The organism is Caballeronia zhejiangensis (assembly GCF_022879815.1).
GTDB lineage: Bacteria > Pseudomonadota > Gammaproteobacteria > Burkholderiales > Burkholderiaceae > Caballeronia > Caballeronia zhejiangensis.
In genome coordinates this window covers 314,676-329,304 of the sequence record NZ_CP084285.1, presented here as the reverse complement: position 1 = coordinate 329,304, position 14,629 = coordinate 314,676, and the positions used below count along the sequence as shown (strand labels likewise).

Sequence of the window (14,629 nt, the reverse complement as noted above, 5' to 3'; positions counted from 1 at the left end):
TTTCTATTGCCAGCGGCAAATTATCCTCGATTGTCGAAGTGCGAAAAAGAGCGGATATTTCGCTTCGTTCCAATCATGCAAACCAGAACGAAGGATCAAGACAATGAAGTTTCGCGCGCTGAGTCTTTTGGCAGCAGCCATTTTTTCTTTTGGCGCGATGTCCGGCGCCGCCTATGCCGACGATGCAGCGAGCGTCAAGTCGACCGTCGATCAGACCATCAAGCCGTTGATGGCGCTGCACGGCATTCACGGCATGGCCGTGGGCGTCGTCGTCGACGGCAAGCCTTATGTGTTCGAGTACGGCGTGGCGTCTAAGGCGACGAAGCAGCCCGTCACGCGCGATACGCTCTTCGAACTCGGCTCGATCAGCAAGACGTTCACCGCGACGCTCGCATCGTATGCGCAGATCGAAGGCGATCTTTCCTTGAACGATCCGGTGAGCAAGTATCTTCCATCGCTCGATGGGACGGAGTTCGGCAAGGTGACGTTGCTGAATCTCGGCACGCACACGCCGGGCGGCTTGCCGCTGCAAGTGCCCGACGAGATTCACGACAACGAGCAACTGATGCAGTACTTCAAAACATGGCGTCCGGCCCGGCCGCCCGGCACGATCCGCACGTATGCGAATCCCGGCATCGGCACGCTCGGTCTCATCACGGCGAAGAGCATGAAGCAGGACTTCGCAGCGCTGATGGTGACGCGTCTCTTTCCCGCGCTGGGACTGAAGCAGAGTTACATCAACGTGCCCGCTTCGAAGCAGCGCGATTACGCGCAAGGCTATACGAAAGACGACGCGCCGATACGCATGAAAGGTGGCGTGCTTTCGCCGGAGGCTTATGGCGTGAGATCGACGGCTGCGGACATGACGCGCTTCCTGCAGATCAACATGAACCTGGTGCGTATCGATCCGGCGTTTCAGCGCGCCGTCGATGCCACGCACACGGGCTATTTCCAGGCCGGCCCGATGACGCAGGATCTCATCTGGGAACAGTATCCGTATCCGGTCGCGTTACAGCCTTTGCTCGATGGAAACTCGTCGTCGATGATCCTGAACGCGACGCCCGTCACGCGCATCGATCCGCCGCAAGCGCCGCGCGACGACGTGTGGATCAACAAGACCGGCTCGACCAACGGCTTCGGCGCCTATATCGCGTTCGTGCCGAAAGCGCGCGTGGGCATCGTGATGCTCGCGAACAGGAACATCCCGAACGAAGAGCGTGTGAAGGCGGCGTATGCAATCATCACGTCGTTATCCGGCGGACGATAAACACGAGAGCCATGCGAATCGATCCCTACAGTCTCGAACCCTTCATCGCGGTCGTCGAGGAGGGATCGATTGCGCGCGCCGCGAGCCGCAGTCACATCGCGCCGTCGGCGTTGAGCAGGCGCATCGCCGATCTCGAAGCGGCCATCGGCGTCGCGCTGCTCATTCGCTCGCCCTCGGGCGTGCAACTGACCGAAGCGGGGCAGCATGCTTATGCGAGCGCGCGTTCCATTCATGGACAACTCGAGAGCATGGCGCGCGAAGTTCAGTCGATGAGCGGCCAGATCGCGGGCGTCGTGCGTCTCTATGCCAATGCGTCGGCGATCGTCGGCTTTCTGCCTGAACGTCTCACGTCGTTCAAGGCGCGCTATCCGCTCGTCGAGATCGCGTTGACGGAACAGATCAGCGATGAAGTGATTCGCGCGTGTCTCGACGATCGCGCGGATGTCGGGATATCGGCGAGCACGAAGGCGCATGCGGGTCTCGATACATGGCGCTTCGTCGACGATCCGCTGATGGTCGTCCTGCCGCCCGGTCACGAACTCGCGCAAGCAGACGCGCTGAGCTTCGCCGAAGTGACGCGCTTTCCGCTCGTCGCGTTGCAGGCAGGCGGCTCGCTCGATCAGACCTTGAAGGAACACGCCGATGCCGCGCGCGTGCCGCTCAACGTGACCGTCACCGTCAACAGCTTCGATGCGCAATGCCGCATGGTCGAAGCGGGACTCGGCATCGGCATCGTGCCGACGAGCGCGGCGTCGGCGTTCGCGGGTTCGCGCAATTTCGTGCGCGTGCCGTTGCGCGAAACGTGGGGCAGCGGCCGATGCCTGCGCGTTCATGCGCCGCGCAAGTCTTCGCGGCTGAAGGCGGTGCAGGCGCTGATCGATACGCTCATCGGCGAGGGTTAACACGGACATCGCGTCTCGCGATGGCCCCAGTGCCGAACGAACACTTCATGCACGCGCGCGGGTGCGTCTAGATTGGCGTCGAGGAGAATGCGATGGCCAATCTGAATGTAAGCGGACGAATCCTGTTTCTGAGCGCGGACGCCGCGAAGGTCGAGCAGCAACTCGCCGGCGAGGATCTCACGCTCGATGAAGCGGGCGCACTGCGCGACGATGTGTCCACCGACGAAATCACGCCGATCAGCGTGCTCACGCGTTTCGACGAGCGGCTCGGTCAATGCCCGTATGTCGGGTTTCATGCGGACGGGCGCAATCCGATCGGCCACGATGCCGTGCGCGCGGGCCGCTTTCAGGTGACGGTCGCGGGCAATCGCTATGGCAAAGGCTCGTCGCGCGAACATAGCCCGCTCGCCGAATATCACGCGGGCATACGGCTCGTGATCGCGCGGAGCTTCGAACGCATCTATCGGCAGAACGCGGACAATCTCGGGCTTTTCACGTCGACGGATTTCGGCCTGATCGAACGCATCCGGCGCGGCGAGGCTATCGATATCGATGAACTCGTTGCGGATCGCGATCCGTTGGCGGCGGCGATCCTTACGAGCGGCGGACTGTTGCGCTATGGAAAGTTGCATATGCAACGAGTCAGCATCGGCGAAGCATCGCACGATGAAGCGCCGCGCACGCTCGTAGAGAAAATTCTCGCGCGTCACACATTGACGACCGATGTGACCAACGCATCGCTCGAAGCGGGCAACGGCATCTTCGTGCGCGCGGACTGGCGCTTCATCCACGAGTACTACACGGGCATGGCCGCGCATATGCTGCACGCGGCATTCGGCCGCCCGCTGACGCTGCACGAACCGCGCAGCATGCTCGCGTTCGAGGATCATCTGTCGTATTCGCATCGCAGCGAACTGCATATCGGGAACGGGCTGCTGCCGAACGTGCGCGAGTTATCGGACGCGCATCGCACGTTCGCGCATGACTACGATGTGCGCAATCACGGCTATCTGAGCGAAGCGAACAGCGAGCTCGACGAAGGCTCCGAAGGCATCTCGCACGCGATGATGGCCGAGCGCTACGCGTTGCCCGGCCACGTGATCGTCGGAACCGATTCGCATACGCCGCATAGCGGCGCGCTCGGATGTGTCGCGTTCGGCGTCGGCACGACGGACATGGCGAACGCATTCGTCACCGGCGCGGTTCGCATGACGGTGCCGCAATCGTTGCTCATCGAACTATCGGGACCGATTCCCGCGGGCGTCACCGCGAAGGACATCGTGCTTCACTTGCTTGCCGATTCGCGCATACGCGCGGGCGCGGGCGTCGGCAAGGTGTTCGAGTTCGCGGGCACGGCCATCGCGAGCCTCTCGACCGATGAGCGCACGACGCTCACCAACATGACGGCCGAGTTAGGCGGCTTCACCGGCATCGTCGCTCCCGACGATGAAACCGTGCGCTTTCTGAAGGCGCGGCGCGGCATCGACTTCAAGATCGAGCCATGGATGCGGAGCGATGAAGGCGCGCGCTACGCCGATGTCATCGCCATCGATTGCTCGCGTCTCACGCCGATGCTCGCCGCGCCCGGCGATCCGGGCAACGGCATCGCGCTTGAAGCGCTCGATGAAAGGCCGGTCATCGATATCGCGTATGGCGGTTCGTGCACGGCAGGCAAGCGCGAGGACTTCGATCACTATCACGAAGTGCTTTCGTGGGCGGCGAAGCGCGGCTTGCGCGTGCCCGGCAATGTGACGCTCTATTTGCAATTCGGCACGCAGGACGTGCGCGACTATTGCATCGCGCAAGGCTATGTCGATGCGTTCGAGCGCGTCGGCGCGATTCTGCTGCAACCGTCGTGCGGTGCGTGCGCGAACTGCGGACCAGGTTCGTCGACACAGGCCGAACAAGTCACCATCAGCGCGATCAATCGCAATTTTCCGGGCCGCTCGGGTCCGGGGAAAGTATGGCTCGCAAGCCCGCCGACGGTAGTTGCAAGTGCAATTATCGGCCGCATCGCATCGTTCGCGGAGTTGCAAGAACGCTTCACGCAGTAAGCACGCAGCATGACAGAGCCGCCATCGATGCGGCTTCAAAATACATTCAGGAGACAAGCAATGGCCATCATGCAGGGCACTTCGCGTCTGCACGACGCCGCCGGCAGCGCGTTCACGGACGCGCCCGCCATCGCGGACACGGCGGGCATCTCGGCGCGCCTCGACCGGCTTCCCGCCACGCGCGCGGTGTGGAAACTCGTCTTTCTGCTGAGCCTCGGCTTCTTCTTCGAGCTATATGATCTGCTCTTCACCGGCTATATCGCGCCGGGTCTCGTGAAGAGCGGCATTCTCACATCGACGACCGCGGGTCTCTTCGGCACGACGGGCGTCGCGAGCTTCATCGCCGCGCTGTTCTGCGGCTTGTTCATCGGCACGATCGCGTGCGGCTTTCTCGCCGATCGCTACGGACGTCGCGCGATCTTCACGTATTCGCTGCTCTGGTACGTCGCGGCGAATACCGTGATGGCGTTTCAGGACACGGCACTGTGGCTCAACTTCTGGCGCTTCGTGTCGGGGCTCGGCATCGGTGTGGAACTCGTGACCATCGGTACTTATATGTCCGAGCTTGCGCCGAAACATCTGCGTGGAAGGGCGTTCGCCGTGTGTCAGGCGATCGGCTTTTCCGCCGTGCCGGTGGTCGCGTTCCTTTCGTATCTGCTCGTGCCGCGCGCGCCGTTCGGCTTCGATGGCTGGCGCTGGGTCGCATTGGCGGGGGGCGTGAGTGCGCTGTTCGTTTGGTACTTCCGGCGCAATCTGCCGGAAAGCCCGCGCTGGCTCGCGAGCAAAGGCCGCATCGACGAAGCCGACGAAGTGCTGCGCCGTCTCGAAGACACGGTCGCGCTTCAGTACGGCAAGCCGTTGCCCGCGCCGGGTCCTTCCGATCCCATTGCAAGAAAGGCCGGGTTCGCCGATATGTGGAAGCCGCCGTATCGCAAGCGCACGCTCATGCTGATCGTCTTTCATATCTGTCAGACGGTCGGTTTCTACGGCTTCGCGAACTGGGTGCCGACTCTGCTCGTCAAGCAGGGCGTGACAGTCACGTCGAGCCTGCTCTATACGACGGTGATCGGGCTTGCCGCGCCCATCGGTCCCTTGCTCGGCTACTGGATCGCCGATCGTTTCGAACGCAAGCATGTGATCGTGTTCATGGCGGCCGTGAATATCGTCGCGGGCCTGCTGTTCAGCCAGGCGTCGGCGGCGGTGATGATCGTCACGCTCGGCGTGTTGCTGACGCTCGCGGGCAACATCATTTCGTTCACGTATCACACGTATCAGCAAGAGCTTTATCCGACGACGATCCGCGCACGCGCTGTCGGCTTCGTGTATTCGTGGAGCCGGCTATCGGCGGTGTTCAGTTCGTTCGTGATCGCGTTCGTGCTGAAGGAAGCGGGCGTGACCGGCGTGTTCGGCTTCATCGCGGGCGCGATGCTGATCGTGATGATCTGCATCGGATCGATGGGACCGCGCACGCTCGGCCGATCGCTCGAAAGCATTTCGCATTGAGTTCGAACTAGGCACCACAGGCATGAATCAGGAACTGCTGCACGGCGGTCGACGGGGCGCTCAACGTCGCGCCCTTGCGCCAGATCATGCCTGCTTCCATATGAGGAATCGCGTCGTTGACGGGCCGCGCCTCGATGCGCTTGCCTTCGAGCGACCACGGCCGAAACACCATATCCGATAGCACCGTGACGCCGAAGCCATGCGCCACGAGTCCGCGCAGCGCTTCCATCGAACTCGTGCGAAACGCGATGTTCGGTTCGATGCGCTTCTTGTGCCAGTAGCGCATCGTCGATTGCTCGCCTTCATCGACGGTAATCAGAATGTAGGGATGCACGGCGATATCCTTCAGCGATACCGCGTGCTGCTGCGCGAGCGGATGCATCGGCGCGACCCACAGTTGCCGGCGCGAACGCATCAAGACCTGGCTGTCGAAACGATTCGGACGCTGCAGATTCGATAGCAGCACCACGCCGATATCGACATCGCCATTCGCGACTGCTTCTTCGATTTGCGGCCGCTCCATGTCACGCAGATCGAAATCGATGAACGGATACGTCGCACGAAAGCGCGCGAGCAGTTCCGGCAAAAAATACCCGAGCACCGTATAGGACGCCGCGATTCGCGCGACGCCGCGCATGTCGTGCGCGCGAAACGGCGGCATGTGCATCGCATCGCGCGCGGCGTCGAGCACGCGGCGCGCATGGTTATGAAAATCCTGACCGTCGGGCGTCAGCGCGACGCCTTGCGGCAGGCGCTCGAACAGCTTCGTGCCGAGCGCGCTTTCGAGCGCGAGCACCGCATTCGTGATCGCCGACTGCGATACGTGTTCGTTGGCCGCCGCCATCGAGAACTGGCCCGTTTGCGCGGCGGCGACGAAGTAGCGCAACTGCCTGAGCGTGAGATCGAACGCCATCTGATTTTCAGATACCGGAGTTGTGTATTCGTGATTTTACGATCGCAAATCGGCTTCCTATACTCGGCAAAAAAAACTAATTCCCGAATTCCGGAGACATGCCCTCATGAACGCACCCGATCGCGCCGCACTAGCCGCTGCAACCGTAACGCTCGACGATAAATACACGCTGGAGAAAGGCCGCGTCTATATCAGCGGCACGCAGGCGCTCGTGCGTCTGCCGATGTTGCAGAAAGCGCGCGACCGCAAGGCGGGGCTGAACACGGCGGGCTTCGTTTCGGGCTATCGCGGATCGCCGCTCGGTGCGCTCGATCAGTCGCTATGGAAGGCGAAGGCGCATCTGAAGAATAACGACATCGTGTTTCAGCCGGGCGTGAACGAGGATCTCGCGGCGACGTCGATCTGGGGCACGCAGCAGATCAATCTGTGGCCGGGCGCGACACGCGATGGCGTGTTCGGCATGTGGTACGGCAAGGGACCGGGCGTCGACCGCACCGGCGATGTTTTCAAGCACGCGAATTCCGCAGGCACCGACAAGCATGGCGGCGTGCTTGTCCTCGCTGGCGACGATCACGCGGCGAAGTCGTCCTCGGTCGCGCATCAGTCGGATCATGCGTTCATCGCGGCGGGCATTCCGGTGCTGTATCCGTCGAACGTGCAGGAGTATCTCGACTACGGTCTGCACGGATGGGCGATGAGCCGCTATTCGGGCCTGTGGGTCGCGATGAAATGCGTGACCGATGTGGTCGAATCGACGGCATCGATCGATCTCGATCCGGATCGCGTGGAGATCGTCACGCCGGACGACTACGCGATGCCCGAAGGCGGCCTCAACATTCGCTGGCCAGATTCGCCGCTCGCGCAGGAAGCGCGTCTGCTCGACGAGAAGTGGTACGCGGCGCTGGCCTACGTGCGTGCGAACAAGCTCAATCGCGTCGTCATCGATTCGGACAAGCCGCGCTTCGGCATCATCACGGCGGGCAAGGCGTATCTCGATGTGCGTCAGGCGCTCGTCGATCTCGGTCTCGATGATGACACCTGCGCGCAGATCGGCCTGCGCGTGCTGAAAGTGGGCTGCGTGTGGCCACTCGATGCGCAGGACGCACGCGCGTTCGCGACCGGTCTCGAAGAGATTCTCGTCGTGGAAGAGAAGCGGCAGATTCTCGAATACGCGCTGAAAGAAGAGCTTTATAACTGGCGTGAAGACGTGCGCCCGCGCATCTACGGCAAGTTCGACGAGCGCGACAACGAAGGCGGCGAATGGTCTGTGCCGCGCGGCGACTGGTTGCTGCCGGCGCATTACGAGCTATCGCCCGCGTTGATCGCGAAGGCTATCGCGCGTCGTCTCGCGCGCGCGGATCTTCCCGAAGACGTGCGTGCGCGCATGTTGTCGCGCGTCGAAACGATCGAAGCGAAAGAGCGCGAGGCGACCAAGCCGCGCGTCGATGTCGAGCGCAAGCCATGGTTCTGCTCGGGATGTCCGCATAACACATCGACGCGCGTGCCCGAAGGATCGCGCGCGCTCGCGGGCATCGGCTGCCATTACATGTCGATGTGGATGGACCGCAAGACCGAGACGTTCAGCCAGATGGGCGGCGAGGGCGTCGCGTGGATCGGCCAGATGCATTTCTCCGGCGATAAACACGTCTTCGTCAATCTCGGCGACGGCACATACTTCCATTCGGGCCTGCTCGCGGTGCGCGCGGCGATTGCGGCGAACGCGAACATCACGTACAAGATTCTCTATAACGATGCGGTTGCTATGACAGGCGGCCAGCCCGTCGACGGCGTATTGACGGTGCCGCAGATCGCGCATCAGGTCTATGCGGAAGGAGCGAAGCGCATCGTCATCGTGACCGACGAGCCGCAGAAATACGATGCGAACGTTGCGTTGCCCCAGGGCGTGAACGTGCATCATCGCGATGAGCTCGATCACATTCAGCGCGAGTTGCGCGATACGCAAGGTACGACCATTCTCATCTACGACCAGACTTGCGCGACGGAGAAGCGCCGTCGCCGCAAGCGTGGCACGTATCCCGATCCGGCGCGTCGCGCGTTCATCAACGATGCGGTTTGCGAAGGCTGCGGCGATTGCTCGGTGCAATCGAACTGCCTGTCGGTCGAGCCGATGGACACGCCGCTCGGCACGAAGCGCAAGATCAACCAGTCTTCGTGCAACAAGGATTTCTCGTGCGTGAAGGGCTTTTGCCCGAGTTTCGTCACCGCTGAAGGCGCGCAGGTTCGCAAGCCCAAGGCGGCCGCAGGCGTGAAGCCGGACTTCGATAATTTGCCGATCCCTTCGTTGCCTGCCTTGTCGAAGCCTTACGGCATTCTCGTGACGGGCGTCGGCGGCACGGGCGTGGTGACGATCGGCGGATTGATCGGCATGGCCGCGCATATCGAACGCAAGGGCGTGACCGTGCTCGATATGGCGGGTCTCGCGCAGAAGGGCGGCGCGGTGCTGAGTCACGTGCAGATCGCGCCGAAGCCGCAAGCGCTGCATGCGACACGCATCGCAACGGGCGAAGCGCGGCTCGTCATCGGTTGCGATGCGATCGTGTCAGCATCGAACGATGTGCTGTCGCGCACGCGTCACGGCATCACGCACGCGGCGATCAACAGCGGCGCGACGCCGACCGCCGAGTTCGTCACGAATGCGCAATGGACCTTTCCCGCTGCGCAGACGGAGCAGGCGTTGTCGGAGAGCATCGGCGCGGGATGCGAGTTCGTCGATGCCAATGCGCTCGCGTTGAAACTGCTCGGCGACACGATCTATTCGAATCCGCTGCTGCTTGGTTTCGCGTGGCAGAAGGGCTGGTTGCCGCTCGAACTCGCGAGCCTCACGCGCGCGATCGAACTGAACGGCGTGGCCGTCGACAAGAACGTGCTCGCGTTCAACTGGGGCCGCTTCGTTGCGCAGAACGGCGCCGGCGATCTGCTCAAGTCTACGCAGCACGCGGTCATCGTCAAGATGCCGGAGTCGCTGGAGAACGTGATCGCGACGCGCGAAGCGTTGCTCGCGGCGTATCAGAGCGAAGCGTATGCGCGTTCGTATCGCGATGTCGTCGAGCGCATTCGCGAGAAGGAAAAGCTGCTGAACGCGAAGTTACCCCTTACGCGCGCCGTCGCGGTGAATCTCGCGAAGCTGATGGCTTATAAGGACGAGTACGAAGTTGCGCGTCTCTATGCCGATCCCGCGTATCTCGACAAGCTGCGTGAGCAGTTCGAGGGCGAACCGGGCCGCGATTACAAGCTGATGTTCCATCTCGCGCCGCCGCTTTTCGCTAAACGCGACGAGCATGGCCATCTCGTGAAGCAGCGTTTTGGTGCGTGGATGCTGCCGGCGTTTCGCGTGCTCGCGAAGATGAAGGGTTTGCGCGGCACATCGTTCGATGTGTTCGGCAAGACGGAAGAGCGCCGCACCGAACGCCGGATGATCGCGGATTACATTGCGCTCGTCGATGAATTCGTTGCGACGCTCGATGCGCAACGATGCGATGCCGCGTTGAAGCTTGCGAAACTGCCTGATGAAATCCGCGGCTTCGGGCATGTGAAGGAGCGCGACATCGCGGCCGTCGCGAAGAAGCGCGAACGGTTGATCGAAAGTTATCGCGCGCCGGTGGAGGTGGCGGCGACTGCGTGAGCGGGCGATAGGGTATCGCGAGGTGACGAATCGGAAGCTGTATCGCGGATTCGTCACCGTAACTTCAGGTGGCGAATCAATTCGGATGGCAAAGTATTCCGTTGGCTCGCTATGTTCGAGAGTCAGAATATGCAATCGTCGTTGCCGTATAGCAGAGACGAGCCGTCGTTCGATTGGAAGCCTGCAAAGAAGCCGATTGAGGTTGGTCGCTTCGAAATCCGTCCACCGTCCGTGCCGTTCAATGCAAAGCCAATCCATGACGAGGAGCTGGATGCCGTCATTGGCTATCGCGAGGAAAACGCGGGCGTATCACGATAAGCGAGAGGCGTATAGAGTCGCCGCTTACCGTCGTTCGAGAGCGCGACTACACCATTCTTCACTTCGCTTACAGACACATCCTATGAAGCAGCCCACCGTTCATACCACGGCGCATATTGATTCCAGTGCGACAGTGCAATGGGACAGCGATTGCTTCACTGTGCGCTGCGCAATCGAGTATGCGGCTTCGTCCACTTCCGTCGAAAGACGGTCAACCTAAGCGAAGAGATCGACCGGCGCTGCGATATCCATCCGCCGATCTATGTCATTACTGCGGGAACGCTATCGATGGTGTTAGATTTGGATAAGCGTCTCAAGGGGTTCGACCTCTACACAAATCCCGAAAAGTGGGTTGCATGCTCGCTGCCTTTGCGCGGCGCGGTTCAGGAAACGCCGCATATCGAGACGTCGTTCGATGCAAACGGTCACGGGAACGGGCATCGGGGTCGATGAGAATCTGGCGCAGATTTGCGTAGAGGGTTTATTTCTGGAAATAACGAAGCCGAAGCATGAAACGCTTTGGGCCGCGCTGTTCGGCCGCGGTCACGCGGGAACGTGATTCGGTTCCACGGAAAGGAGGAGACATTCGCATGAAAGCCGTACACAAGCTCGCCGTCGTCGGCATCGGCAAGATCGCGCGGGATCAGCACTTGCCCGCGATAGCCGCGCAGCCGGGGTTCGAACTCGTCGCGTGCGCGAGCCGCAATGCAAGCGTCGAAGGCGTGCGCAACTATCCGGATATCGGCGCGCTGCTCGCCGCCGAGCCGTCGGTCGATGCAGTGTCGCTCTGCGCGCCGCCTCAAGTGCGTTATGCGCAAGCGCTCGCCGCACTCGACGCAGGCAAGCACGTCATGCTCGAAAAGCCGCCAGGCGCGAGCGTGAGCGAAGTCGAAGCATTGCGCGACGTTGCACGCGCGAACGGCTGCACGCTCTTCGCCTCGTGGCATTCGCGCGCGGCGAGCGCAGTCGAACCGGCGCGCGCCTGGCTCGCGTCGAAGGAACCGGGCGCGATTCGCTCGGTAGAAGTGCGATGGAAGGAAGACGTGCGGCGCTGGCATCCGGGGCAGCAATGGATCTGGGAGCCGGGCGGTCTCGGCGTATTCGATCCAGGCATCAACGCGCTATCGATCGTCACGCGCATCCTGCCGCATGAAGTCGCGCTGCGCGCCGCCACGCTCACGATGCCGGCCGATACATCCACGCCGATCGCCGCCGAACTCGATTGCGTCGCGATGAACGGCGCGCCGGTGCGCGCGGTGTTCGATTGGCGTCACGGTCCCGTCGAGGAATGGGACATCGACATCGAAACGGACGCGGGCCGCCTCTCGATGCGCGAAGGCGGCAAGCGTCTGTCGATCGCGGGCAAGGAGATCGATGTCGAAGCCGAGCGCGAATATCCCGCGCTGTACGAGCACTTTCACACGCTCATCGAAACGAAAACGAGCGATGTCGATGTGCGACCGCTGCGACTCGTCGCCGATGCATTCCTCACCGGACGGCGCATCGAAACGGAAGCATTCGGCCGCTGACGCGCGCGCATCACGAAGCGCGATACGTCGCGCTTCGAATCGCATTGATCGCGAATACATCGCCCTCGGGCGCGGCGCTCACGTTCCCGTGCCGCGCGACGAGCGGAATGCGACGCGTGCTTCCCGGCGCGAGATGAAACCAGTCGATGCGTGCGAAGTAGTTCGGATCGGCGATATGCACCCAGCGCGCGAGCTGCGCCGTTTCGACAATGAGACTGAAGCCCTCGTCGTCCTTCTCGACGGTGACGCTCAAGCCGATATCGCGCCGCTCGCCGATCGACGGATCGGGGAAGTGGAACGCTTCCGACAGCACTTCGTTCGTGTCCGCGTCGCGCAGAACGACATGCGTCGCATCGTGCGCGCGCGGGCCGAAGCGATACGCATATGCGATATCGAAGAATGCGCCGATCAGCGCATTCGACGACACACGTTGTACGCTGCGCGGTTGCAATACGACATCGCGCGAACCGCTCGCCACCTTGATCGCGCCTTCACGCAGGCACGCCAGTTCGACCCGTGCGCGAATCTCGCGCGCGGTATCGTTGACGAGATGAACGTCGAGTCCGTCGAGACCTTCATCGAGGATCAACGCCTGCACGGGTTGAAGCACGCGCGCGAGTCCATGCAGCGCGCTCTTCGGTGCGCCGAGAACGTCGATGATGCCCCAGCCCGCGCCCGGACGCACATCGAGCAGATTCCATACGATGCCCCCCGCACAACTCGATCCTTCGCGACGCCATTCCGAGAACACCGCGCCGATCACATCCGCGACGACCGCGCGCGACAGTTCCAGATAGCGCTCGGGATTTTCATAGCGCAAACGCGGCACGTCCATGCGATAGAGCGATCGCATGTAATGCTCGCGCACATCGTCGAAATCCCACGCCGAGCCGGGATCGCGCGGCACGCCTGCTTTCCAGCGCGGTTCGTGCGCGCGCGCATTCGGTATCGCGCGCAGGGCGACATCGTCGGGAACGTTGGCGAACGCGAGACATTCGGAGGCGAAGCGCACTTGCGCGCGACGCACATCGTCGAACGGGCGCTGATACGCCGGCACGCCGTAGTAATGCGTAATGCCGCCGCGCGTGCCGAAAGGCATCGACTCCTTGTCGCCGGGCGCCGCGCTCGGCGAGTTCACGACATACGCGACGTCGGGCCGCTGCGCTGCCATCGCATTCGGCAAGAGTTCGGTGAAGAGGCGCTGCTGATACGCGTCGAAGGGCAGGCCGAGCATCGCCGCCTGCTGATGCACTTCGCTTCCGCCACACAGCACCGCGAGCGATGCGAAGCGTCGCGTGCGTGAAAGGAACTGCTCGGCTTCGCGTTGCGCGCTCTCACGAAATGCTTCGTCGTCCGGATAATCGAAGTTCGCGAACGCGAAGTCCTGCCACACGAGCACGCCGTATTCGTCGGCGAGTTGGTAGAACGTGTCGGATTCATAGAGCGTGATGCCGCTCACGCGAATGATGTTCAGGCCCGCATCGCGAATCAGGCGGAAGACGTTCTCGAGTTTCTCGCGCGGCGCATCGAGCGCGACGATGTCGGCCGATGTCCAGCACGCGCCGCGCGCGAATACAGGCACGCCGTTCACGACGAGCTGAAAGCCTCGGCCGTCCACACCACGATCGACTTCTATCGTGCGAAAGCCGACTTCGCCGAGATCGATATCGCCGAGCTTCACGGCATAGCGCGATGGCTCGCCATGCGTGTGCGGATACCACAAGCGCACATCGGGCACGCGCACGCGGCCTTTGAGCGTGCGCGCGTCGTGCCATTCCAGCGTGGCGTGCGCGTCGCCACATTCGATGCGAACCGGCGCCTGTTCCTGTGCATGAAAGTAGCGCACGGTGACATCGAGCATGCCATCGTTGCCGTCGATGCTCGTGCGCAGATCCACGTTGTCGATGCACGCGCGCGTTTCGCCGATCAATTCGATGGGGCGCCACGGACCCGCCGGTTGAATCGTCGGACACCATCCGGACATATGCCCGAGCAGCGTCGTGCGAACGTTGCGCAACGTGGCGGGTTGCGCGAGCTTCGGACGCCAGCGCGCACGTCCGCGTTTGGCGGCAAGCGCGGGCGCGATCGAACGGAAGCACAGATGAAGCGTATGCTCGCCGTTGAGTTCGACGTCGAGATCGTGCGCGACGAACATCGAATCCGATTCGAGCAGCTTGCGATCGTCGAGCCATATTTCGGCGATGGTCGCGAGCCCATTGAAGCGCAAGCGCCGCATGCCGTCGCCCGCGAGCTTCACGCGATACCAATGATCGGAATGCGCGAACGGCTGCGCGAGCGCTTCATCGCTGACGCCTTGCGCGCGCAATGCGGATGCGATCGTGCCCGGCACGGGCGCGTCGATCCACTGCGTGACGGTGTCGAGCGATGCGGGCGTCGCGCATGAACCCGCTGGCGTGCTCACGCATTGCCAGCCTTCTGAAAGACGCCGCGCCGCGTGCGCGCACTGGTCGTGCATGAACCTACCTCGTCGATGGAATGC

At 62.3% G+C, this 14,629-nt stretch carries 10 protein-coding genes; 8 read left to right on the top strand and 2 right to left on the bottom strand.

The window, feature by feature from the left end:
- Positions 1-103: 103 nt before the first annotated feature.
- The 4 genes from ampC to LDZ23_RS22575 all read left to right on the top strand — a co-directional run bounded on the left by ampC (position 104) and on the right by LDZ23_RS22575 (position 5,726).
- A complete protein-coding gene (gene ampC / locus LDZ23_RS22590; protein WP_008348358.1) occupies positions 104-1,267 on the top strand; it encodes a class C beta-lactamase in 1,164 nt (387 codons plus the stop codon).
- A gap of 11 nt (positions 1,268-1,278) precedes the next feature.
- Positions 1,279-2,169: a LysR family transcriptional regulator gene (locus LDZ23_RS22585; RefSeq protein ID WP_244808223.1), complete on the top strand. Its 891-nt coding sequence runs from the start codon at positions 1,279-1,281 to the stop codon at positions 2,167-2,169.
- A 92-nt stretch (positions 2,170-2,261) separates the two neighbouring features.
- On the top strand, positions 2,262-4,223 hold the full coding sequence (locus tag LDZ23_RS22580) for an aconitase family protein (protein WP_008348354.1): 1,962 nt from the start codon (positions 2,262-2,264) through the stop codon (positions 4,221-4,223).
- A gap of 60 nt (positions 4,224-4,283) precedes the next feature.
- The gene (locus LDZ23_RS22575; protein ID WP_008348352.1) at positions 4,284-5,726 is read left to right on the top strand and encodes an MFS transporter; all 1,443 of its coding nucleotides are present in this window, start codon (positions 4,284-4,286) and stop codon (positions 5,724-5,726) included.
- 7 nt (positions 5,727-5,733) lie between these two features.
- On the opposite strand, the gene LDZ23_RS22570 is transcribed toward LDZ23_RS22575, so the two are convergent.
- Entirely contained in the window at positions 5,734-6,639 is a 906-nt protein-coding gene (locus LDZ23_RS22570) for a LysR family transcriptional regulator (RefSeq protein ID WP_008348350.1), read from the bottom strand.
- Between the two features lie 106 nt (positions 6,640-6,745).
- Between LDZ23_RS22570 and LDZ23_RS22565 the strand changes: the two genes are divergently transcribed.
- The 4 genes from LDZ23_RS22565 to LDZ23_RS22550 all read left to right on the top strand — a co-directional run bounded on the left by LDZ23_RS22565 (position 6,746) and on the right by LDZ23_RS22550 (position 12,129).
- Positions 6,746-10,282 (top strand): indolepyruvate ferredoxin oxidoreductase family protein, encoded by a 3,537-nt coding sequence (locus LDZ23_RS22565; protein WP_033536224.1) that lies wholly within the window; start codon positions 6,746-6,748, stop codon positions 10,280-10,282.
- 129 nt (positions 10,283-10,411) lie between these two features.
- A complete protein-coding gene (locus tag LDZ23_RS22560; RefSeq protein WP_144403681.1) occupies positions 10,412-10,600 on the top strand; it encodes a hypothetical protein in 189 nt (62 codons plus the stop codon).
- 138 nt (positions 10,601-10,738) lie between these two features.
- The gene (locus LDZ23_RS22555; protein WP_144403680.1) at positions 10,739-11,053 is read left to right on the top strand and encodes a hypothetical protein; all 315 of its coding nucleotides are present in this window, start codon (positions 10,739-10,741) and stop codon (positions 11,051-11,053) included.
- A gap of 137 nt (positions 11,054-11,190) precedes the next feature.
- A complete protein-coding gene (locus LDZ23_RS22550; RefSeq protein ID WP_008348343.1) occupies positions 11,191-12,129 on the top strand; it encodes a Gfo/Idh/MocA family protein in 939 nt (312 codons plus the stop codon).
- Positions 12,130-12,139: 10 nt separating this feature from the next.
- On the opposite strand, the gene LDZ23_RS22545 is transcribed toward LDZ23_RS22550, so the two are convergent.
- Positions 12,140-14,605, bottom strand: a complete 2,466-nt coding sequence (locus LDZ23_RS22545; RefSeq protein WP_008348341.1) for a glycosyl hydrolase 2 galactose-binding domain-containing protein — start codon at positions 14,603-14,605, stop codon at positions 12,140-12,142.
- Positions 14,606-14,629 lie beyond the last annotated feature (24 nt).